Here is a 21,720-nt window from a genome sequence, read left to right on the forward strand (position 1 = left end):
ATCGGTCGGATAAGCAGAGTTTATTTGTGAGCCGTATCAAGGCTGAACTTGAAAAATTGGACCGGCGAAAAATCAAGTACGAAAACGCAAGAACACTTGTTGCGGACTTATCGGAAAGATTGGGAATTCATCGGACCACTTTTGGTCGCAATCCAAAGTACGAAAAGCTTGTTATGGATTTTCTGGCTCGTCAGCCAGGAGCTTCAACATTTGTCGCGAACGAAGACGCAACACCAGAACTTTTACGCGCCAAGCTTCTTGATGCAGATATGAATCTTGGCTTGCTCCAAGATCAAATGATTGAGCGTGAGAAGGCGGCCACAAAAGCTGCCTCTGCGAGTGCTGAGCCAGCGAAACTTTCGGTGAGTGAAGCTCATTTAGCGTACGCAGATACCGTATGGGCTATGCGTGCGGTCATAGACCGTGTCAACGCCGGTGGTGACCTGCTGGAGATTGATATGGATAAGGGTGAGATTCGCGATCTCGCATCCGCACCAGGTCGGCAAGTTATCGTGTCTGGTCCGCGACTACGGCCATTTCTAGATGCACTCCGACGATTGAAGGCTCAGGAGCAATGATCGACATCCGAGGGACGATGTGATGGCCAATGGACAACAACGAGCAGAGGAGAACGTGCAAACGTTCTTAACATGGGTAGCGAGCAAAACCGATGACGATTTTCGAGAGCTTGTCAGTCGCGGTGTGTTGTCACGAGTCGAGATCGCGAAGGAGTGCGGATTTGGGAAGTCCGCACTTGATCAAAATGGTCGAATCAAAACGGCACTGCGCGAATTGGAGGATGAACTGCGCGTTAGGGCAATTCTTCCCCCCCTTTTGGAGGCAGATCCAAACAAGCCTTCGCCGGCGCTGCTCCGTGAAACAAGCGGGTTCCGCGCAGCAAAGGAGAGCGAAAGACTTCGCCGCCTTGAACAGGAGAATGCGGCTCTGAAAGCCGAGGTTGCTGAACTAAAGCGTGTAGTTGAGCGATATGGGGTGCTGAGCGAAGCGTTAGCATTGACTGGAAGGATTCCCCGTTGAGTGCCGGGCAAGTCTTGAGGGTTACGGCAGTTCGTAGCCAGAATCCTTTCGGGTACGGCGGCTGCATCTTCTCAGCAAAACCCATAAATGACCAAGGCCAGGTTCTTGACGCTAAGCGCTACTTAGTCGTGAAGGCGTCAGGCTTGGCACTTGGTGGCTCCAAGGTTGAGCCTGGTCAATGGTGGATGGTTTATGGCGAATCGTCGACGCGGGTACTGGAAACCAATGGGTATCGCCTGCTTGAGACCCAGATCGAAGCCTCCAATGCGGTCCTTTTGCGACCGTCCGGCGAGTACATCGTCGCTTTTATGGGGGATAGCCCCTTATTCAAAGGTATTGGGCGAGTCAAAGCTCGCCAGCTGTGGGAGTCCCTCGGCGAAGAACTCTATTCACATTTGGACTCAGGTAACGTCTCAGCGCTGTTAACAGTTTTAAATGCGGAGCGTGCAGCTCAGGTGATCGAGGCTTGGTCGCAGCATGGCGACAGTCGCACGTTGCAGTGGCTGCAAGCGCAAGGGCTCGAGCTATCAGTAGGGCGGAAAGTAATTCAGTTTTTTGGTAGCGAAACGGCTCAAAAATTGGAAGAAGATCCCTATCGGTTACTGAGTTTCTGCTCGACATGGAAGCAGGCTGATACGTTGGCCCGCTCGCACTTCGACGTTGCCTTAGATGACCCTCGCCGCCTTCAGGCTGCCGTCGAAGAATCCTGCTATAGAGTTTTTGCCGCCGGGCATACTTCGATGAGTTCTTCCAAGCTCATGCAGGTATTGCAAGGTGTTCTAGGCTCGCAGACAAGCACGTTTCCTTGGCGCAGCCTTGTCCCTGTAGCACTCTCGCAAGGTCTAAATAATGGCAGTTTCATTGTCATTCAAGGTGGAGTGCAACCGTTAGGCGCGATGGTGATGGAGGCGCAGGTTGCGCAAGCAGTTGCCGATCGAGTGAAGAGCGATAGGCCAAGACTTCTTCTCGAGGGAGAGGTTGAAGAATCGCTTAGGGTGTACGAAACGCGAGAAGGCTTAGAACTCAATCCTCAGCAACGTGAAGCAGTCCACCTTGTTGCTGCTAAACCCTTTGCACTCATTACAGGTGGCGCCGGCGTTGGTAAAACGACTGTTTTAAAAGCGGTTTATGAAATATATGATCGGGCTGGCGTTGGGGTCATCCAATTAGCTTTGGCAGGTCGGGCCGCTAAGCGAATGGCTGAAGCTACTGGTCGACCGGCGTCTACGATTGCGAACTTTTTGAGTAATTGGACGGCTGGTAGTTTTCACGAGCACTCTGCAGTGGTCGTCGACGAAGCCAGCATGGTCGACATCATTACGATGAGCCGGCTTTGCCAACTTCTAGGGCGCGCGCCTCGCCTGGTACTCGTCGGTGATCCCGCTCAGTTGATGCCAGTTGGCCCGGGCTTGGTGCTCCACGCCCTTATGAAGGTTGATCGGATTCCGCTGGTTCAGCTTACTGTGGTGAAGAGATATGGGAGTGATATTGCGGCAGCAGCTACCGCAATTCGTGACGGGCAGTGGCCAAAGCTGGCCTCCAACTCCGAAGCTGCGATCGGATTTATTCCCTGTGTCACCGGTTCCACGGCTACCGACGGCCAACGGATCGCCGACATCGTTTTGAAGCTCTACCGCATGGATCAGGAAGGCACTCAAGTTCTGTGCGCACGACGCAATGGTGAGGACGGAGCGACTACCCTCAACAATCGTTGTCAGGCGGAACTCACTGCTGGAAGGAAGGCGGTTCAGGTTTGGGATAGCAACCATGAGGCATTTGCCCTAGTGGGCCTAAACCTCGGAGACCCTGTCTTGTGTACACGAAACTTGTGGGATCGCGGCTTGCAAAACGGATCCTTGGGAGTCATCGCGCAGGTCGAAAGCGAGCCAAGATTGCTTGTTGGTGAACACGGGGTCGAGTCCGGTTACGCTCTTGCTTGGGTGGATTGGGATGATGGTGTTCGTCGGCCTGTGGTCGAGGACATGTTGGACGACTTAGAGCTTGGTTTTGCCATCACTGTGCACAAAGCGCAAGGTTCTCAGTGGCCTCGTGTCATTGTTCCGCTCACGGGCCATCAACTGCTGGATCGCACACTCGTCTACACGGCAGTCACGCGTGCGCAGAAACAGGTGCTTCTGGTCGGTGACGAAGCTGCAGCCAAAGCAGCTGTTGAAGCAGCACCTCGCGCACAAGCTCGCCAAGTTCGTCTAGATTTGCTTCTGGCGGAGGCTTTGGCGTAGGACGGTAGGGCTATCGGTGATGAGGTTCCTGCGGAACTCCTTGCCAAGCGGTACAATCGGAACCTTGCACCAAGCATCTTATGGGGGTGAATTGGTTTCGACGTGGGTTCGGACGCGTTTCAGGGCATGCCGAGGTTCTGTCACCTCGTAAAACAGCAGAAAAAAACTAACTGCAAACGACGAACGTTTCGCACTCGCCGCTTAAACACCGGTGAGCCTCACAACAGCAGGCCGATGGGCTGGGCAAGGGGGTCGAAAGACTTCCAGGCTGTGAGGGAATTTACATCGGCTGGTCATGCGTCGGGCACCTTGGCGTATGACGAGATCTAAGGATGCTGGCTTCCTGGGTAGCGTGCCACTGCGCGATCTTGGAGGCGAGACTCAAATCAGACGGCTAAGCATGTAGAACTGGGCGAAGAAGGCTTGCGGACGCGGGTTCAAACCCCGCCACCTCCATACCCATTGTTGATTGAAGCCCGCCTCGTGCGGGCTTCGTCTTTATTGCTTTGGCACACATAGCGATGCTTGCCAGTTGGCTCGGAATTAGCGTCTTTGCATGACTTCCAGCGGTGTGTCCAATGCTGCGACCGCCTGTGGCGCCCACGCGCTGTGCGGCGATCCGATCGACCACAGAGCGCAACTTGGTGCATTTGTTATTCAACTCCCAGGGCGAGCGGGGCCCTGCCTGCCTGATATCGATCCATCCGTCTGCTGCCGGCCTGTAAGCGGACAGTCTGCCCACCTTGACGACCGACCCGATGGGGTCAGCTGGCTGCCCGCCAGTGATGCGGAAGGAGCTCGTCGATGCGACTGTTCAACTGCGTGGGCAATCTCGTGAGGACGTCCTTGAGGTAGGCCCAAGGATCATGTCCGTTGAGCTTGGCCGACTGCACCAGGCTCATCACGACGGCAGCGCGCTGCCCAGCGAGTTCACTTCCACAGAAGAGCCATGCTTTTCTGCCCATGGCCCAGGGACGAATCAGGTTTTCGCAATGGTTGTTGTCTAGCGGCACGTCGCCGTCGACCAGGTGGCGCGTGAGCGCGGCCCACGCGTTGAGGCTGTAGTTCAACGCCTTGGCCGTGGCGCTGCCATCTGGCACCCGGGAGCGCTCCAGCTGCAGCCAGGCATGCAACTGCTCCCACATCGGCTTTGTGATGGCCTGCCGGCTGTCCAGCCGTGCCTCGCAAGGAAGTGCGGCAAGCTCGCGTTCGACCCGGTAGATCTGTGCGATGCGCTGTAGGGCTTCAGTGGCGACAGCGCTGCGCCCACCCTCGCGCAGCAACTCGTCGAACTTGCGCCTGGCGTGTGCAAGGCAGCCCGCAGCGATGCGCTCAGGCTCAGCGCCGATCACGCTGTCGTAGGCTTTGTATTCGTCGCGCACCAAGGTACCGCGCCAGCGGCTGCGTTCGTCTCCATCGCCGCCGAGGAACGCAGTCGGGTACTGTGCACCTCGCCCCACGCAGAAGTCATAGACCACACCTGGCACCGCATCGAAGGCACCTCTGGGAGTTGCGATGTTGGCAACGCCCTCGCAAGCCGGTGTTTTACAGGCGCGTGATCGCGCTCATCTCGTGCAAACGCTGCCAGGGCAGACCCACCACGAGTGCGTCGAACTGCGCATGACTGAGCGCCATCGGCCCTGCTGCTGCTTCTATCTCTCGGGGCCACACGAAGCGGCCGGCGTTGAGCCGTCTTGCAGCACACCACACGCCGAAACCGTCATGCACAAGCATCTTGATGCGCGTGGCTCGGGCGTTGGCAAACAGGTAGCCGTGATGGGCATGGGTGCTGCCGAGCGCATGGACCACATGGGCAAGCAAACGCTCGGTGCCCGAGCGCATGTCCACCGGCGCCGCACACAACCACAGCGCGTCAATGCGGATCATCGCAAGACCTCGCGCAGCCACGCTGCGCAGTCCGCTGCGGCGCTGACCGGCCACGTCACGCTGATGCCCAATGCGCCGCGTTTGAACTCGAGCGTGATCATCTCCGGCGTAGGGCTGGGAGAACTCTCCGGCGGGGCAGGCGCCGGTGGCACTGCCAGCGGAACGGTCAACTCGATGAAGCGGGGCGCTTCGGCAATCCCCATGGAGGCCACGCCTGGAGTCTTCGGCGCGCCGCGGCCGCGGCGCCACTGATGCACCAGGTTGTCGTTCAGCTTGAATGCGAGGGCCACCGCAGCAACCGACGCTCCGGGCTCGGCGCACGCTGCCAGGACTTGGGCCTTGAAGGCTGCGCTGTGACGGCGCCGTTGCTTCGGATTGACTTGCATTTTGCTGTCCAGCTAACTTAGGTGGACAGCATGGTCTATGCCTTAGCCTGCAGTCTCAAGATGGTTCGACTGGCCGCTTACGCCGGCCTGGCCGAGTCCAGAGGTGCTCCGTCAGGCCTCTCCAGTGCTGGCCGGGCTTGGCGTAGTACCGCCTATGCCTCTTAGGAATCAGGGCGGTAGAAGGGGAAGTGCCCGAATTCTGTTGAGGATTGAGGTGGGTTTCGTGGACATGGCCGCCACTGCCTTCCATACGAACCGCAGCAGATGTTGCTGCTGACAGAGGCGATCCAGGACTGGTTGATCGTGCAAGAGATATTCAAAACTCTATAAGCCGGCTTGAATGAAGAGTTCGGCGGCCGTCATTTGCATAGATGTCGAAATTCTCAGGAGGGAGACGATCCCCGGGTTTTGAGCTCCGCGTTCAATGCTGCTCATATAGGAGCGATCTATTGCAGCGCGGTGCGCAAGCTCTTCCTGCGAAATTCCTCGACTTTTTCTGGCTGATCTGATGGCGGCTCCCAGCGCTATTAACGCTGGCTCGTTGGCATGTCGTGGAGAGGCAATTGGCATATGCCAATGCTTGATTTATGATGCCAATTACACCACGGACGATCTTCCACATAAACGATCGTAGTTCATGACATTTGATGAGACTGATTTCTAATGCAAACAAGCCGGGCGGTGTCGCCCACCCATGCAGAGTTGAAAACGAACGCGCGAATTGCCCCTGAGGCGTGCGAGAGGGGGTGGTCCGCAGTCCCGTGGTCATGGGACTGCGTCTTGGTCGTCTGCTTCGAAAAAAGCAGCCTAGGCGACCAGTTGCCTGATTCCACACTTCTGGTGAATCCAAGTGCTCAGGGGTTGTCGTTGTTAGACAACATAGATGCGAACATCGAATCAATCTCGCTGTTCTTTCCACCCACTGAATCTGATGCGTTGCCTCGAACGGAAGTAGTGCAAAGGATCATTCCCTGCGTCAGCGACCTTCCAAAAGCAGTCCGACGATTTGAACTTCACTGTGCATCTGGATGCGTGTTCCTTGCCAGCGAAGGCGAATTGCAGCAAATCGATTCCAGAAAGCTGTGGTCTGCGGGCGCCAAATTCAAAGCTGCAGCCTGAGCCTTCGTGGCTCGTCGATCACCATCTTTTATCGGAATTTTCGAATTATTTCTGAGGTAGGCCCCGGAAATTTGGCTCATCACGGTATCAAAGTCGAAGTCTGAACTAAACATAGGCTCAAACTTCCCTTTTTCGCCCGCAAATACGTACTCGGCGCAAACACAGTCAGATTACCTTCATCGCAATGCAGGCAACGCGGATTGCACGCCACGATCATCTGGTCGATCGCATCGGCTAGATCACAATTCGGCCAGCTCGCGCAACGCGACGGGTGTTGCCAGAATTAAGTTTTTGATCGGTGAATTTCATTGCGAGTTGTAGTTTCCCCGAGACGCAATACCTGCTCCAAGTTTTTTGTCTCCTATGTGCAACACGCGCCACACTCTATCGGCAGCGTCCCTCTTATGAGTGCAAGACGCCACACGAGATAACCACATCGTTTAGCTCGTACGGCGGGCAGGTAGGTAGTGGGAAACACACGCCCTGCGATCAAACCTTTATTGAGGAGACGGTCCGCTCCGCGTCTGGCGTGACCTTTGCTGAACGTGATGCGTCAACAGGATCTCAGCTTGGTTGGGGTGGCTGAAGTCGCCCGGCGGAAGAAGGAAGGTCAAGACAAAAGTCGTCTCATCGAAGGGGCGGTGAAATAAGGACACTCTGCCCCCGTGGGAGTCCATGATCGAACGCACGATGGCCAAGCCCAGACCATTTCCTCCATCCATTCGCGCCCGCGCCGCATCGACGCGGTAAAAGCGATCAAAAATTCTCTCTAAATGCTCGCTGGCGATGCTTTCTCCATGGTTTGTCACTGTCAACGTCGCATTCTTGCCGTCACTTGAGAGGTTGATCTTGATCGCCGTATCCTCGTAAGCGTGCCTAATCGCATTCGTCAACAAATTGGAGATTGCTCGTTCGATGAGAAGAGAATCTCCCATCACGACAGCATTACCGTGGACCTCAACGGATACGTTTCGGTCCTCCGCCACTATGGCGAGATAGTTTGCGACTTTTTGGCTCGCAACCCTTAGGTCAACAGACAGGAAAGTCATCGGTTTGTCTGCTCGCTCCGTGCGAGCGATAAACAGCATGTCGGCAATAAGGCGAGACAAACGTTCAAGTTCATCCACATTGCCCTCGATTACTTCACGAAGTTCAGCGACGGTGCGCGTCTGGGAAAGTGCGACTTGGGACCGACCAAGTAGGGTGGAAACAGGTGTACGCATTTCATGCGCTAGGTCACCCGAAAATTCCTGCAGACGTTGATAACCTTCATGCACGCGTTCGAGCATGCTGTTGAACTCTGTGGCGAGTTCTGTCAATTCTGCGGGCAATCCGGCGGAAGATACTCGGTGGCCCAACGATTGAGTTCCCACCGAAGCGGCCAGTCGATGGAATCTGTGCAGAGGCGATAAGCCAGTTTTGGTGATGAGCCAACTCCCCAACGCTACGATCAACAGAAGCAAGGGCAATCCTGCCATGGTCGACTTGATGAAATCGCGGAGCAACTGCGCGTCGCGAGAGCGGTCCAGAGACAAATAGAACCGGATTTCCTGACCATTGCGCAATTGGCTTGTGCCCTTGAAGGAATCCAACCTTGAACCAGTCGATGAGTACCAGGGATGCATTGCGTTGGAATTGTCCTGGACGTCTTTCAAAACAGCCAATGACTGGTCTGCCAAAGGGGAGAAGCTGGCCACGACTTGGGCGGTGTCTGTCCTCATCAAAGCAAGATGAAGATCCCCATGGCCAGTAAGCAGATCTCCAAACCGGTGATTTTCTGGCCCGATGTCTCCAACCGATGACACCTCAGACAACGCGTGCAACACCAAATCCCGTTTTCCCTCCAATTCAACAAGGGATCGGGTGTCCAATTGCGTTGACAAGGCAATACAGCCGACCACAATGGCTCCACTGGCAGTGATCAGGCCGAATAATGCCGAGGCAAGTGCTGTCCTTGTCGCAAGCGACATTAGTGCCGTTGGCCGGGAAAATCTAAACTGGTTCACCGCATCACTCCTTTGCGCGGCGCTCCATCACGTACCCGACACCTCTTACCGTGTGAATCAATTTTTCTTCGAATGGGTCATCGATCTTTGCTCTCAGCCTTCGCATCGCAACCTCCACCACGTTAGTGTCGGAATCAAAGTGAATATCCCAGACTAGAGAAGCGATTTGGGTGCGTGAGAGAACTTCGCCAGTCCTTTGCGCCAAGAGGCTCAGCAAGGCGAACTCTTTCGCGGAAAGATCGATCCGTTGACCAGCGCGCGTGGCACGGTGCCGTACAGCGTCAATTTCAAGATCGGTGACCCGCAAGGTTTGAGCAGTCGCCTGTGATTGACCACGCTTGAGCAAGGCACGCACGCGGGCCAGCAACTCTGGAAACTGAAACGGCTTCACAAGGTAATCGTCGGCGCCCATGTCGAACCCCCTCACTTTGTCATCGACATTCTCTCGGGCGGTCAGCATCAGCACGGGTATTTGCTTGAACGTGCGTAGCGCCGACAGCACGGCGAAGCCATCGATGCCGGGAAGCATCACATCCAGGATCACCAAATCGTGGTCCCCGCCGGCAGCCGCGTGCAAGCCATCGGTACCATTGTGGGCTACCTCGACTGCGTAGCTACTCTCCGTTAGCCCCTGACGTAAATACTCCGCGGCCCGTGGTTCATCTTCGATCACCAGAATTTTCAATTGACCTCCGTAATCGTTGGCACAGGTGGGGTCTAAGCCGCATGTGGGTCATTTTGGCGCATGTCCCGGTCTTGAGGTTTGGCCCGGGGCGAACATCTCAAATCTGTAATGTGCAAGTCATCCCGTTGTGCGCGGTGCATTTCTACATTCACTACCAGTGACGCAGAGACCGCGTTACAGGCCCCGCAAACATGCTGGGTTTTCGTAAACATCCAGAGGATTTCAAAATGAACTTTCGTACAGCAATCGTGTCTTTCGCCCTTCTCGCCCCGGCTTTGTCCGCTTTTGCCGTGGACCAGACCGACGTCGAGAAGTCGGTGCGACTCAAGGACGGTAGCACCGTGCACCAGTTCAAGGACGGCAAGATGGCGATGGAGAGCAAGTTCGGCCGCGCGTACCGGATGAAGGAAGGTGAGACCATGCAAGCAGCTGACGGCAGCACTATCACGATGCGTGGTGACGAAGTCGCGCGCCTTTCCAGCGCCCTTCAAGCCCACTACGGCGGTGGGAACAAGTAAACTGACGCTATTTGCGCACTGACCCTACGTCTCGCTAAAATCCTGTAGACATGCGACTCTTCCCGTCCTTCTTGCTGTGGCTCATGATGCTAGCGATTCCTGTGCAAGGGTTCGCTGCGGCATCGATGCTGTACTGCGGGATGGGAGCACAGCATCACCCCATGCAGACTCAAGTGATGTCAGAGTCTCATCACGGCGTTCAATCGGCAGTTGCCCTGGACCACAGTGCTGGTGCCATGGATGACAAGGACTTGATGGTGGTTAACTGGGAAGTTGACCAGCCCTATCACACGTCAACCAAATTGCCTGATGCCACACACAAATGCGGCATCTGCGCGGCATGCTGCAATCTCATCGGCATTGCAGAAATTCCCTCACTGATGGCGTCCGCCATTATTCCCCCCGCGCAGTATTTGGAGCCCTTGGCTCCGTCCTACGCCGCGCCGTCACGCCTCCTCGAGAGACCACCCCGTTCCTGACGCGCCCTGCCGCCGCTCAAGCCTGATGGCCTGAGCGGGTTGGGGTGCCTTTTCATTGCCCGCCTTAAAGCGTCCCCTTGTGGGTTGCTTTATGTGCGCCGTTCCATGAATTGCAAGGAATTCCATGATTAATCCTTTCTTGGCCGCCGGCATGGTGCTGTGCGCTGCTGTTCCCGTCAGCGTTGGAGCGCAAAACACGCCTCCTTCTACCCTTCCCGCTTCCCAAGCAAAGGCGGCAACGCCTGACTCCTACCGTTCCGCTTTCGAGGGCTACAGGCCCTACACCGAAGAATCCGTCGGCGATTGGAAGGCCATCAACGCGACGACCGCCAAGATTGGCGGATGGCGTGTGTACGCCAAGGAGGCCCGGGAACCCCACATTCCCAATGCCAACGTCGACCCAGGCAAGGGCATTGCGCCCGCTGAACCCGCCAAACCTTGACTGGATCACCATGAAAAGCTTTTTTAAGTTGGGTACGGTCGCGATGGCGACCTTTGTCCTGGCCGGGTGCGCTTCGGTTAACTTCGACCAGACCCTCGCTGATACAAGTAGCAGCGTGGGAACCTTTACCGGCGGCAAGCTTGAGCTGAGCCGCACTGAACAGCAGGCGCTGGCGCGGAACAAACTTACAGCGGACCTGCTGGCGCAGCCACTCGGGATGAACGAAGCGGTTCAGCTGTCGTTGGCCAACAGTCCATCGTTGCAAGCCTTGCTGGCTCAAAGCTGGGCTGAAATGGCGCAGGCTGAACAGTCTGGCAGGTTGGCAAATCCTGTGTTTACTTTTGAGCGCATGCGCTTCGTTGACGAACTGGAGATCGGTCGGCTGTTGTCGTTCGGTTTATTGGATCTCCTGACGCTCCCGCGACGCCAGGCCATCGCGCAGGGTCAGGTCGCACTAGCGAAGATTCAGCTTAGCGCGTCCGTGGTCGAACAGGTCACTCAGGTACGTCAAGCCTGGGTGCGCGCGGTTGCTGCTCAGCAAACGCTGCAATACTCGCAACAAGTGAATGCGGCGGCGCAAGCGGGAGCCGAACTGGCACGCCGAATGCAGCAGGCGGGCAATTTCAACAAGCTTCAGCGTGCTAAGGAACAGAGTTTCTACGCCGATGCGGTGGCGCAACTGGCCTCTGCTCAACACGCGGCGACCGCGGCGCGGGAAGAACTTGTAAGGCAGTTGGGCTTGACCGATGCACAGGTCGAGCAGCTGAAACTGCCTGAGCGGTTGCCCGACCTCCCAAAGTCGCCGATTCAAAGCAGTGTTCTTACTGCTAGCGCGAAAGAGCAGCGTCTGGATGTACAACTGGCTAAACATCAGTTGGATGTCGCCGGAAAATCGCAGGGGCTGAACCTTCTTACCAGCTTACTGGACGTCGAACTCGGCATCCGCCGCGACACGGTGTTCGACAACGGTGCTGGGAGCTCAGCTAACCGCAAGGGTTACGAGTTGGACGTGCGCCTGCCTATTTTCGACTGGGGAACGTCGCAGCGTGCGGCCATGAACGCGCAATCGCTCGCCGCGGCCAACCGATATGAGAGCACCGTGCGCGGCGCCTCCTCCCAGCTGCGCGAGAGCTACTCAGCCTACCGCACCGCCTATGACGTCGCACGTCATTACCGCGATGAGATCGTTCCTCTGCGCAAGACCATGGGTGAGGAAACCATGCTTCGATACAACGGCATGCTCATCGGCGTTTTCGAGTTGCTGGCCGACACCCGAGAGCAGATCTCTAGCGTTTCCGCAGCGATTAACGCCTATCAACAGTTCTGGCTTGCGGATGCCGCCCTTGCCGCGTCAGTGACCGGAAAGCCCACCTCTGCGGGCGCGATGTCGGTCTCGAGCGCCGTGACTGCTGGCGCCGAAGGCGGCCACTAAGCCGACCTCCAACAAATACGGAAAACATATGACGAACAGAAGAAATTTCCTGACCGGCGCCGGCGCCATTACCACAGCGGTGGCCGCCGCATCCGTCAGCCGCGTCGCTATGGCGGCACTGCCCGAGCCGGTGTTGCAGACGAAGCCCGACACCATGGATCCCTTGGTTCCCAACACTGGACGTCCCTACAACCCTGTGGTCACGCTCAACGGTTGGACGCTGCCTTGGCGGATGAACAATGGTGTCAAGGAATTCCACTTGGTGGCTGAACCCGTGGTGCGAGAGATGGCGCCAGGCTTCAAAGCCCACCTGTGGGGCTACAACGGCCAGTCTCCCGGACCAACCATCGAGGTGGTCGAAGGCGACCGGGTGCGCATCTTCGTGACCAACAAGCTGCCCGAGCACACCAGCGTGCACTGGCACGGCCAGCGTCTCCCTAATGGGATGGATGGTGTCTCTGGCCTGAACCAACCGGCGATTCCATCAGGCAAAACCTTCGTCTACGAATTCGTAGCTCGTCGCCCAGGCACCTTCATGTATCACCCGCATGCCGACGAGATGACGCAGATGGCGATGGGCATGATGGGTTTCTGGATCACGCATCCAAAGACAAAGCATCCACTCATCGACGAGGTCAACCGCGATTTCGTGTTCTTGCTGAACGCCTACGACATCGACCCCGGTGCGTATACGCCCAAGATCATGACCATGCTCGACTTCAACCTGTGGAGCTGGAACAGCCGTGTGTTCCCGGGCATCGATCCATTGGTAGTCCGCAAGAACGACAAGGTACGCATCCGTATTGGCAACCTGACGATGACGAACCACCCGATCCACCTGCATGGTCACGAGTTTCTGGTGACCGGTACCGATGGTGGGCCGACACCGAAATCGACACGCTGGTATGAAGTCACCACCGACGTGGCGGTTGGCCAAATGCGGCAGATCGAGTTCCTTGCCGACGAGGAAGGCGACTGGGCGTTCCACTGTCACAAGAGCCACCACACCATGAACGCCATGGGTCACGAGGTGCCGACCATGATTGGGGTGGACCACCGAAAAGTCGCACGCGACATCACCAATGTGATCCCCGACTACATGGTGATGGGTGAGCGCGGCATGGCTGACATGGCGGAGATGGAAATGCCTCTGCCTGACAACACCGCGCCCATGATGACCGGAACCGGCCCCTTCGGTTCCGTTGAGATGGGCGGCATGTTTTCCGTTGTCAAGGTCCGAAAAGACCAGAAAGCCGGTGATTACAAGGATCCTGGTTGGTACAAGCACCCACCCGGAGAGATCGCCTACGAATGGACGGGCACCTTGCCAAACCCCGCCCGCTTTGCCTCGGAAGGAGGTAAGTCCATGCCGGTACAGAACATGCCGGCCAAAGAAGTTGAAGTCCAGGTGCGCAAGCCCATGGGCAACATGAAGCACTGAGTCAGTTTTTTACACCAACAGAAAGGTTATTTTTATGAAAACACGTCACCTCCTCATCGCAGTTCCAGCCATCCTTTTTGGGATGAGCGCCATGGCTTCCGGTAACCACGCAGGCGGCCACGGCGATGATGCAATCGGCAAACCAGGCGTCGCATCCAAAGTGACCCGTACCGTCACCGTCGACATGACCGACGACATGAAGTTTCATTCTTCGCTCATCGACGTGAAGCAAGGCGAGACCATCAAGTTCATCGCCAAGAACTCTGGCAAGGTCAAGCACGAAATGGTGCTGGGAACAGAAAAAGACTTGAAGGACCACTACGAGGTCATGAAGAAAAACCCAGAAATGGAACATGCGGACGCCAACATGGTCACCGTGGCGCCTGGCAAAACCGGGGAAATCATTTGGCAATTCACCAAGTCTGGCAAAGTTGATTTTGCCTGCTTGCAGCCTGGTCATTACGACGCCGGCATGAAGGGCTTGGTCAACGTCTCCAAAAAGTAGGTCACCAGCGTCGGCACCTTTCCTTTGCCACCAGCAGACTGGGTGCCGCCTTTGTTTCTGTCAATTCGTCACATGACAATTTTTAAGGAAAAATCATTATGAAAAAGCTCAACACGTTGTTGGTCCTTGTTGCAGCTCTGGCTGCCTCAGTTCAAGCATTTGCCGCCACGCCAACGGGAGCGCCCATGGTGATGGCCGAAGGCGCCGCCGCAGGTGACATGGTCGATGGCGAAGTTCGCAAGGTCGACATGGAGGCCAAGAAAATCACCATCAAACACGGTGACATCAAGAACCTGGACATGCCTGGTATGACCATGGTGTTCCAGGTGAAGGATCCGGCCATGCTCGACAAGGTCAAGGCCGGCGACAAGGTCAAGTTCAAGGCTGAAAAGGCCGGTGGTGCGATCGTGGTGACCGAGATCGCTCCTACGAAGTAATACATCGGCGTACGCTGCGGACGAATTCTCGTCCGAGCTGCTCCAAATGCGGCAGCGACTTGCCCTTTCAGGCGGGTCGCTTTTGTCTTTTCCAACTCCAAGGGCAATATGGACCATCAACACCATGAGCACAGCACCAGCCCGTCGAAGACAAGGGCCGAAGCCAATCCCGTTAAAACTGGAGCCACCACCGTTGACATGCCTACTTTGAAGGATCCGGTGTGCGGCATGGCAGTGACGGATCAGTCGCCTCATCGGCTCGAACACGGAGGGCTAAGCTACTTTTTCTGCAGCGCCCGGTGCCAGACCAAGTTTGCCTCTGAGCCTGAGCGTTACTTGAAATCGTCCCCCTCCGAGGCTTCGCCTCCAGTGCGCCATACCGAGCAGGCAGGCAAGGTCTATACCTGCCCCATGCATCCAGAGATTCGCCAGAACCATCCCGGCAATTGCCCCAAATGCGGCATGGCACTGGAGCCGGAAATGCCAACGCTTGATGATGACGAAAATCCAGAACTGAGGGACTTTACAAGACGGTTCTGGTGGACCCTTCCCCTGACGGTTGTAGTGACAGTTTTGGCCATGTTCGGACATCAGCTTGGGCTTTTGGACATGGCAACACAAAGCTGGGTTGAGCTTTGTTTTTCTCTTCCCATCGTTCTATGGGCGGGTTGGCCGTTCTTTGTGCGGGGCTGGGAGTCGGTGGTCAATCGCAGTCCCAACATGTGGACCTTAATCAGTCTGGGCACCTGCGCCGCGTTCATCTATAGCGTCATTGCCACGGTCAAACCTGCTGTATTCCCGACCAGTTTCGTGTCCATGGGGAGGGTGGCGGTCTACTTCGAAGCCGCGGCCGTAATTATTTCCTTGACGCTGCTGGGGCAAATTCTTGAGCTCAAGGCACGTTCGCAGACCTCAGCAGCGATCAAATCCTTGTTAGGCCTAGCACCTAAAACAGCCCGGCGCATTGCTTTGGACGGCACCGAAGAGGATGTGCCTTTGACGCATGTTCACGAGGCCGACTTGCTCAGAGTTCGGCCCGGCGAAAAAGTGCCGGTGGATGGCGTGGTGATCGAAGGTAGCAGTGCCGTCGACGAATCCATGCTCACCGGCGAGCCCTTGCCTGTGACAAAACGGCCGGGAGACAAACTCATCGGTGCCACCATGAACACGTCGGGTGCACTCGTCATGCGTGCTGAGCACGTAGGGGCATCCAGTGTCCTTGCCCAAATCGTCCAATTGGTCGCGCAAGCCCAACGATCCAGGGCGCCAATGCAGCGCATGGCGGATCATGTCGCCGGCTACTTTGTTATGGCCGTTGTCGCTGCTGCATTGTTGACCTTAGTGCTTTGGGGTTGGCTTGGACCACAGCCAAGTTGGGTCTACGGACTCATCAACGCGGTTTCCGTTCTCATCATCGCCTGCCCTTGCGCACTGGGCTTGGCCACGCCCATGTCCATCATGGTGGCCACAGGTAGAGGGGCTACGCAGGGTGTTTTATTCAGGGACGCTGCAGCGATCGAGAATTTGCGCAAGGTCGATGTTTTGATCGTGGATAAGACAGGGACTTTGACCGAAGGCCGGCCAACGTTCAATAGAGCCATTCCCGCAGAAGGCATCACCGAACAAGAGGTTCTAAGGCTGGCTGCCAGCCTAGACCAGGGAAGTGAACATCCCTTGGCGCAAGCGATGGTCAACGCTGCGCATCAACAAGGTTTGACGCTTGCAATCGTTGACTCCTTCGATTCGATCACCGGCATCGGAGTACACGGCTTGGTCGAATCGCGAACCTTGCTTCTTGGGAACGCAGCACTGATGGCTCAAGAGGGTGTTGCCATCGATCCCAGCGTGACTGCGAGCGCTGAGGCATTGCGTGCTGAGGGCGCCAGCGTCATGCTGCTTGCAGCCAACGGCAAGTTCACGGGTTTGCTCGCTGTGTCCGATCCGATCAAAGCGAGCACCAAAGAGGCGCTTGAAGCGTTGCGCGCTGCAGGTATTCGAATTGTCATGGCCACTGGGGATGGGGTCACGACGGCCCGGGCGGTGGGAAAAACACTTGGTATTGACGAGGTTCACGGCGAGGTCAAGCCGGCTGACAAACTAGAGTTGGTGCGAAGCCTGCAGGCGCAGGGGTGCATTGTCGCCATGGCCGGTGACGGCATCAACGATGCCCCCGCGTTGGCGAAGGCGGATGTGGGTATCGCCATGGGGACTGGCACTGATGTCGCAATGAACAGCGCGCAGGTGACACTTGTGAAAGGAGACCTACGTGGTATCGCCACCGCCCGCGACTTGTCGGAATCAACCGTCGCGAACATGAAGCAGAACTTAGGCTTCGCGTTTGTTTACAACGCTTTGGGGATCCCTCTTGCAGCTGGTCTGCTTTATCCCATCACCGGTTGGCTTTTGTCACCCATGATCGCGGCTTTGGCCATGAGCCTAAGCTCCGCCTCCGTGATCGCCAATGCCTTGCGATTGCGCCACACCAAATGACTTTCCTCAAAGATCGCTCGTGTTTTGCCTGGTTTCGACGCTGGGTCATCTCTGCCGTTGTCATCGCGGCCATGACGTCAGAGGTCCATGCGGCCCCCAACCAGGTGTACCTCGACGAAATGACATGGACCGAAGCCCGGGATGCCGTGCAATCCGGCGCAACCACTGTCATTGTCCCGGTCGGCGGCACCGAGCAGAGCGGCCCTCACATGGCGCTTGGCAAGCACAACGTCAGGGTGCACGTTCTGGCGGGCCAGATCGCGCAGAAACTTGGGAACACCTTGGTTGCTCCTGTTGTCGCCTACGTGCCGGAAGGCATCATCGGTTCGCATTCCGGACACATGAGGTTCACAGGCACCATCTCGATTCCCCCGGATGCCTTCACGGCCATGCTTTCCGGTGCTGCCCGCAGCCTCAAGCAACATGGTTTCTTGGATATCGTGTTCATTGGTGATCATGGCGGCTATCAGAGCCTGCTTCAACAGACAGCAGACCGCCTAAACCGTGAATGGATCGGCTTGAAGAGCCGTGCCTACTACGTGGCGGACTACTACCGGGCAGCAGACAACGGCTTCGCGCAGGCATTGCGTGCCAAGGGTTATACAAGCTCTCAAATTGGGACACATGCTGGACTCGCGGACACGTCGCTGACGCTCGCCGTCGATCCGAATCTTGTCAGGATGGACAAACTTAGCGGCGCCTCGACTCCCGAGTCTGTCACCGGGATTTCAGGAGACCCCAAGGCATCGAGCGCGGTCATCGGGAAAATTGGAACGGAGCTGATCATTGAGTCGACCGTCAGGGCCATTCGGGAAGCCGTCGATCGACGACGGTAAATCATCCATTGAAATTTAGGAATACGATGAAATACCTCAAATCATCGGCACTGCCAGCCTTCGCTCTTTCTGTACTCTCTGCCGTATCCGTGGGGACCGGTCACGCACAAACTACCAAAGAAGGCATGCCTGAAAATCGAGCCATGCCTGCGACGAAAGATCGTCCTAACGTCTACAGCGGGACCACTGCGGAGCGACTTTCTCCTGCCGTCACTGGCGCTCTGAACCGAATCTATGTACCAAACCGCTCTGATGGCACTGTCTCGGTGATTGATCCCACCACGCTGAAGGTAGTGGACACATTGAAGGTGGGCGTGGATCCACAGCACATCGTGCCTTCGTGGGATCTCCAAACGCTTTGGGTTGCCAATAACGCCGAGGGACGATCCGACGGTAGCCTGACGCCCATCAACCCCCGCACAGGAAAAACCGGAACATCAATTCCCGTCGCTGATCCCTATAACCTCTACTGGACGGCTGATGGCCACTATGCCATCGTGGTGGCTGAAGCTTTTAAGCGGCTCGACTTTCGGGATCCTCTCACGATGAAGCTGGCTTTCTCAATTGAAACCCCGCTGTGCGAAGGCATCAACCACGCCGACTTCTCTGCAGAGGGAGACCAGGCGGTGTTCACGTGCGAGTTCGGTGGTGCCATCACAAAGATCGACATCGGTAAACGCAAGGTCGTGCAGACCCTCAAACTCAGTGCTTACTTCGACCGCCCTCAGGTACTTGCCTTGTTGACCGATTCGGGCAAGAAGTCGAAGCAGATTCCAGACCCTCAGTACCCCACATTGAAGATCAGCACGGCACAAGGCATGCCGCAAGATATTCGAGTCTCGCCAGATGGAAAAACCCTCTTTGTTGCCGACATGGTGGCAGGTGGGCTGCACGTGGTTGACTTCGACTCATTCCGACAGATCGGGTTCATTCCTACGGGGGTCGGCGCCCACGGCCTCTACCCCAGTCGCGACGGCAAGCACCTCTATGTAGCCAACCGAGGCACCAACCGAATCCGTGGAAAGCCCGGCGGCAAAGGCAGTGTGTCGGTCGTCGACTTTGCCAAGCGCGAAGTTCTGGCAACTTGGACCGTGCCTGGTGGTGGAAGCCCGGACATGGGCAATGTGAGCGCAGACGGAAAATACCTTTGGCTATCAGGCCGTTACGACAATGTGGTGTACCGCTTCGAGACATCCAGCGGTTCGGTCGACAAGGTGAACGTCGGCAAAGAGCCCCATGGGCTGACCGTCTGGCCCCAACCCGGTCGGTACTCCCTGGGCCACACTGGGAACATGCGCTGACTAAGCAGTCAACTGATCTGCTCAGGTTGTCGGATAACCGGCTTCAGTCAGCGCCTTCACAAACGTGTTGCGATCTGCTGCTGACTGCACGCTGACCTTTTTGCTGGACAAGTCGACTTCAACCACTGCGCCGGGGTCGATCTGTTTGACGGTTTTTGTCACGTTGCCGACGCAGTGCCCGCAGCTCATGTTTTTGACTTCGAATTCGATCATGGAAACTCCTTGAATCTGGAAGGTAAAACTCTAAACCTTGCCTTTATGGGAGAGTCAACTGGCATTCCGTTCCAGATTATTTCAAGTACAAACGCTTGGTGGCAATCACGCCGTCCAACGCGTTGCTGATAGTGTCGGCAGCGAGGGCGTACTTGATAAGATGGTTCTTGAGTTCGCCTTCCGGCGTTTCCACCCTCAGGCCACCAGCTGGTGCCAGCTATTGAGCATCAGTGGGCCTTTGGCTAGAATTTTTGATAGGTGGACGCCTGTTGGAGTCACAATAACGTGCATGGTCTGCAGGAACTTTTCATTCTGACCATTTGTCGAAACCTTGCATACTTGGTCTCTATCCGCGCAACCGCATTTTTAAACATCCCATGCCGTCCCGTCGCCAGTCCCGCCTCGTCACAGTGTTCATAGCACTGATGAGCCTGCTGTTCATGCAGCTGGCAGTGGCGAGCTACGTGTGTCCGGGTGTTCAGCAAAAGATCGCGGAAATTACCGCCACGGCCGAGGCAAAAATGCCTTGTGCCGAGTCTATGTCCATTAACATGGACGATGCCCAACCCAACCTGTGCCAGGCTCATTGTCAGGCAGGGCACCAAACAGCAGACAAGTACGAACTGCCCGCGCCGTTGAACATCAGCGTGGTACCGGTCAGCTTCCTGCTGCCGGATATGGTTCCGGTGTTTGGGGGCGCACCGCTGCAGCCGCCCCACTTGAAGCGCACCACCGCGCCGCCGATCACTATTCGGCACTGCTGCTTCCGAATTTGACCCTCCAGACGACCTTGCACTGACAACCCTTCGGGTTGGGGTAGTGCTGTTGTCGTGCGCGTCTGCGTGCGCCAGGTTCCCTCCTGCGCCAGCGTACCGGGCCGACATGAGACCACCGTTTCCTTGTCTGGAGATTTCATGTTTTCTGTTCTTTTTCAGGGCGTGCCACCACGCCTTAGGCTCCGTTATTGGGCTTCGATATTCGTCCTGGGTTCAGCCATGGTGGCCCTGGATGCCTACGCCCAGCAGGCATTGAGCCTCGATCAGGCCCTGCAGCTCGCACAAGACCGTTCGCGCCAACTCGTCGCCCAAGATGCTGTCGCACGGTCCTCCCGCGAGATGGCTGTCGCCGCCGGGCAACTACCCGACCCGGTGCTCAAAGCGGGTATCAACAACCTGCCTGTCAATGGCGAAGACCGCTTCAGCGTCACGCGGGATTTCATGACCATGCGCTCGGTCGGCGTGATGCAAGAAATCACCCGCAGCGACAAACTCAGGGCCCGCTCCGCCCGCTTCAACCGAGAAGCAGAGGCCGCGGAAAGCAGCCGTGCCGTGGCCTTGACCAATCTGCGGCGGGATACTGCGATGGCCTGGCTGGACCGCTACTACCAAGAGCGCATGCTCGATGTCCTGCGAACACAGCGTTCCGAGGCCGGCCTGCAGATCGAAGCCAGCGATGCCGCTTACCGTAGTGGGCGCGGCACGCAAACCGATGTGTTTGCCGCACGCTCAGCCGTGGCACAGATAGACGACCGCATCCAGCAAACCGAGCGCCAGATCGGTACCGCCAAGATCAAGCTGGCGCGCTGGATCGGAGAGCCCGCCAGCCAGTCTCTTGCAGCTCCCCCCAGCTTGGGGCAATTAAATCTCGATCCGAGCAGCCTCGACTCGCAGTTGGTACACCATCCAGAAATCGCGCTGATGGCCAAGCAGGAAGCGGTGGCACAGGCAGACGTGGATATCGCACAAAGCAACAAGCGTCCCGATTGGAGTGTGGAGCTGATGCTGAGCCAGCGTGGATCTGCCTACTCCAATATGGTGTCGGTCAACGTCTCGATCCCGCTGCAATGGGACCAGAAGAACCGGCAGGACCGCGATGTGGCCGCCAAGCTGGCCATCGCCGAGCAGATGCGTGCCCAGCGCGAAGAAGCCACACGTGAACATGTCGCAGACACCCGCATGTGGTTGCAGCAATGGCAGAGCGACCGTGAGCGCGTGGCCCACTTCGACAGCACGCTGGTACCGCTGGCTGCCGAGCGTACCCGGGCCGCCATGGCCGCTTACCGGGGCGGCAGCGGCTCACTTACCGCCGTGCTCGAAGCCCGGCGCATGGAGATCGACACGCGCATGGACCGCCTGCGCCTGGAGATGGAGGTCGCCAGCCTTTGGGCGCAATTGGAATACCTGCTGCCTGCAGACCATCCAGCCATCTCTGAAGGTCTGACACCTTCACCAGCCATCACCACAACAACAGCGGCGGAGAAATAGC

The 21,720-nt window shown here is 56.9% G+C and carries 23 protein-coding genes and 1 other RNA gene; 17 read left to right on the forward strand and 7 right to left on the reverse strand.

Annotation, left to right across the window (positions count from 1 at the left end; all coding sequences use genetic code 11):
• The first annotated feature begins 26 nt into the window (after window positions 1–26).
• The 4 genes from BM144_RS22655 to ssrA all read left to right on the forward strand — a co-directional run bounded on the left by BM144_RS22655 (window position 27) and on the right by ssrA (window position 3,737).
• Window positions 27–578: a hypothetical protein gene (locus BM144_RS22655; RefSeq protein ID WP_139225658.1), complete on the forward strand. Its 552-nt coding sequence runs from the start codon at window positions 27–29 to the stop codon at window positions 576–578.
• A gap of 22 nt (window positions 579–600) precedes the next feature.
• Window positions 601–1,038, forward strand: a complete 438-nt coding sequence (locus BM144_RS06885) for a VPA1267 family protein (RefSeq protein WP_092950571.1) — start codon at window positions 601–603, stop codon at window positions 1,036–1,038.
• Window positions 1,035–3,278, forward strand: coding sequence for an ATP-dependent DNA helicase (locus BM144_RS06890; RefSeq protein WP_139225659.1), 2,244 nt, complete (start codon window positions 1,035–1,037; stop codon window positions 3,276–3,278). The genes BM144_RS06885 and BM144_RS06890 overlap by 4 nt, the downstream gene beginning before the upstream one ends.
• 82 nt (window positions 3,279–3,360) lie before the next feature.
• Window positions 3,361–3,737, forward strand: a transfer-messenger RNA (tmRNA) gene (ssrA, locus tag BM144_RS06895).
• Between the two features lie 305 nt (window positions 3,738–4,042).
• On the opposite strand, the gene tnpC is transcribed toward ssrA, so the two are convergent.
• From tnpC to BM144_RS06915, 4 genes are all read right to left on the reverse strand, one after another.
• Window positions 4,043–4,756, reverse strand: a complete 714-nt coding sequence (gene tnpC, locus BM144_RS06900) for an IS66 family transposase (RefSeq protein ID WP_092950573.1) — start codon at window positions 4,754–4,756, stop codon at window positions 4,043–4,045.
• 67 nt (window positions 4,757–4,823) lie between these two features.
• The gene (gene tnpB / locus BM144_RS06905; RefSeq protein ID WP_092950574.1) at window positions 4,824–5,165 is read right to left on the reverse strand and encodes an IS66 family insertion sequence element accessory protein TnpB; all 342 of its coding nucleotides are present in this window, start codon (window positions 5,163–5,165) and stop codon (window positions 4,824–4,826) included.
• Window positions 5,162–5,551: an IS66-like element accessory protein TnpA gene (gene tnpA, locus BM144_RS06910; RefSeq protein WP_092950575.1), complete on the reverse strand. Its 390-nt coding sequence runs from the start codon at window positions 5,549–5,551 to the stop codon at window positions 5,162–5,164. The genes tnpB and tnpA overlap by 4 nt, the downstream gene beginning before the upstream one ends.
• 324 nt (window positions 5,552–5,875) lie before the next feature.
• A complete protein-coding gene (locus tag BM144_RS06915) occupies window positions 5,876–6,121 on the reverse strand; it encodes a helix-turn-helix domain-containing protein (RefSeq protein ID WP_092950576.1) in 246 nt (81 codons plus the stop codon).
• 249 nt (window positions 6,122–6,370) lie between these two features.
• Here BM144_RS06915 and BM144_RS22660 point away from each other — a divergent pair, with 249 nt between their 5' ends.
• Entirely contained in the window at window positions 6,371–6,670 is a 300-nt protein-coding gene (locus BM144_RS22660) for a hypothetical protein (RefSeq protein WP_139225661.1), read from the forward strand.
• A gap of 497 nt (window positions 6,671–7,167) precedes the next feature.
• Here the strand turns inward: BM144_RS22660 and BM144_RS06920 are convergent, their stop codons facing one another.
• Together BM144_RS06920 and BM144_RS06925 are read right to left on the reverse strand one after the other, a co-directional pair.
• On the reverse strand, window positions 7,168–8,676 hold the full coding sequence (locus BM144_RS06920; RefSeq protein WP_139225662.1) for a heavy metal sensor histidine kinase: 1,509 nt from the start codon (window positions 8,674–8,676) through the stop codon (window positions 7,168–7,170).
• Between the two features lie 4 nt (window positions 8,677–8,680).
• A complete protein-coding gene (locus tag BM144_RS06925; RefSeq protein WP_092950578.1) occupies window positions 8,681–9,361 on the reverse strand; it encodes a heavy metal response regulator transcription factor in 681 nt (226 codons plus the stop codon).
• A 227-nt stretch (window positions 9,362–9,588) separates the two neighbouring features.
• Between BM144_RS06925 and BM144_RS06930 the strand changes: the two genes are divergently transcribed.
• From BM144_RS06930 to BM144_RS06970, 10 genes are all read left to right on the forward strand, one after another.
• A complete protein-coding gene (locus tag BM144_RS06930; protein WP_092950579.1) occupies window positions 9,589–9,879 on the forward strand; it encodes a CopK family periplasmic copper-binding protein in 291 nt (96 codons plus the stop codon).
• Between the two features lie 161 nt (window positions 9,880–10,040).
• Window positions 10,041–10,358: a hypothetical protein gene (locus tag BM144_RS06935; protein WP_175525967.1), complete on the forward strand. Its 318-nt coding sequence runs from the start codon at window positions 10,041–10,043 to the stop codon at window positions 10,356–10,358.
• A gap of 124 nt (window positions 10,359–10,482) precedes the next feature.
• Window positions 10,483–10,800 (forward strand): hypothetical protein, encoded by a 318-nt coding sequence (locus tag BM144_RS22665; RefSeq protein WP_139225663.1) that lies wholly within the window; start codon window positions 10,483–10,485, stop codon window positions 10,798–10,800.
• A 10-nt stretch (window positions 10,801–10,810) separates the two neighbouring features.
• Window positions 10,811–12,232, forward strand: a complete 1,422-nt coding sequence (locus tag BM144_RS06940; RefSeq protein ID WP_092951084.1) for a TolC family protein — start codon at window positions 10,811–10,813, stop codon at window positions 12,230–12,232.
• Between the two features lie 28 nt (window positions 12,233–12,260).
• Window positions 12,261–13,673 carry a multicopper oxidase family protein gene (locus tag BM144_RS06945; RefSeq protein WP_092950581.1) on the forward strand — a complete coding sequence of 471 codons (1,413 nt, stop codon included), beginning with the start codon at window positions 12,261–12,263 and terminating at the stop codon, window positions 13,671–13,673.
• A 34-nt stretch (window positions 13,674–13,707) separates the two neighbouring features.
• Window positions 13,708–14,178, forward strand: a complete 471-nt coding sequence (locus BM144_RS06950; RefSeq protein WP_092950582.1) for a cupredoxin domain-containing protein — start codon at window positions 13,708–13,710, stop codon at window positions 14,176–14,178.
• A 98-nt stretch (window positions 14,179–14,276) separates the two neighbouring features.
• Window positions 14,277–14,615 (forward strand): copper-binding protein, encoded by a 339-nt coding sequence (locus BM144_RS06955; protein WP_092950583.1) that lies wholly within the window; start codon window positions 14,277–14,279, stop codon window positions 14,613–14,615.
• A 108-nt stretch (window positions 14,616–14,723) separates the two neighbouring features.
• Entirely contained in the window at window positions 14,724–17,105 is a 2,382-nt protein-coding gene (locus tag BM144_RS06960) for a heavy metal translocating P-type ATPase (RefSeq protein ID WP_092950584.1), read from the forward strand.
• Window positions 17,102–17,941 carry a creatininase family protein gene (locus tag BM144_RS06965; protein ID WP_245783570.1) on the forward strand — a complete coding sequence of 280 codons (840 nt, stop codon included), beginning with the start codon at window positions 17,102–17,104 and terminating at the stop codon, window positions 17,939–17,941. Before BM144_RS06960 ends, BM144_RS06965 begins: the two co-directional genes overlap by 4 nt.
• 26 nt (window positions 17,942–17,967) lie before the next feature.
• Window positions 17,968–19,242 (forward strand): YncE family protein, encoded by a 1,275-nt coding sequence (locus tag BM144_RS06970; protein WP_092951088.1) that lies wholly within the window; start codon window positions 17,968–17,970, stop codon window positions 19,240–19,242.
• 21 nt (window positions 19,243–19,263) lie between these two features.
• On the opposite strand, the gene BM144_RS06975 is transcribed toward BM144_RS06970, so the two are convergent.
• Window positions 19,264–19,455, reverse strand: coding sequence for a heavy-metal-associated domain-containing protein (locus BM144_RS06975; RefSeq protein ID WP_092950585.1), 192 nt, complete (start codon window positions 19,453–19,455; stop codon window positions 19,264–19,266).
• A gap of 425 nt (window positions 19,456–19,880) precedes the next feature.
• Here BM144_RS06975 and BM144_RS06980 point away from each other — a divergent pair, with 425 nt between their 5' ends.
• Together BM144_RS06980 and BM144_RS06985 are read left to right on the forward strand one after the other, a co-directional pair.
• Window positions 19,881–20,231, forward strand: coding sequence for a hypothetical protein (locus BM144_RS06980; RefSeq protein ID WP_245783571.1), 351 nt, complete (start codon window positions 19,881–19,883; stop codon window positions 20,229–20,231).
• A 138-nt stretch (window positions 20,232–20,369) separates the two neighbouring features.
• Complete coding sequence (locus BM144_RS06985) at window positions 20,370–21,719, forward strand: TolC family protein (RefSeq protein ID WP_092950587.1); 1,350 nt, start codon at window positions 20,370–20,372, stop codon at window positions 21,717–21,719.
• Window position 21,720 lies beyond the last annotated feature (1 nt).

Source organism: Paracidovorax konjaci, assembly GCF_900112675.1.
In the GTDB taxonomy this organism is placed as follows: Bacteria; Pseudomonadota; Gammaproteobacteria; order Burkholderiales; family Burkholderiaceae_C; genus Paracidovorax; species Paracidovorax konjaci.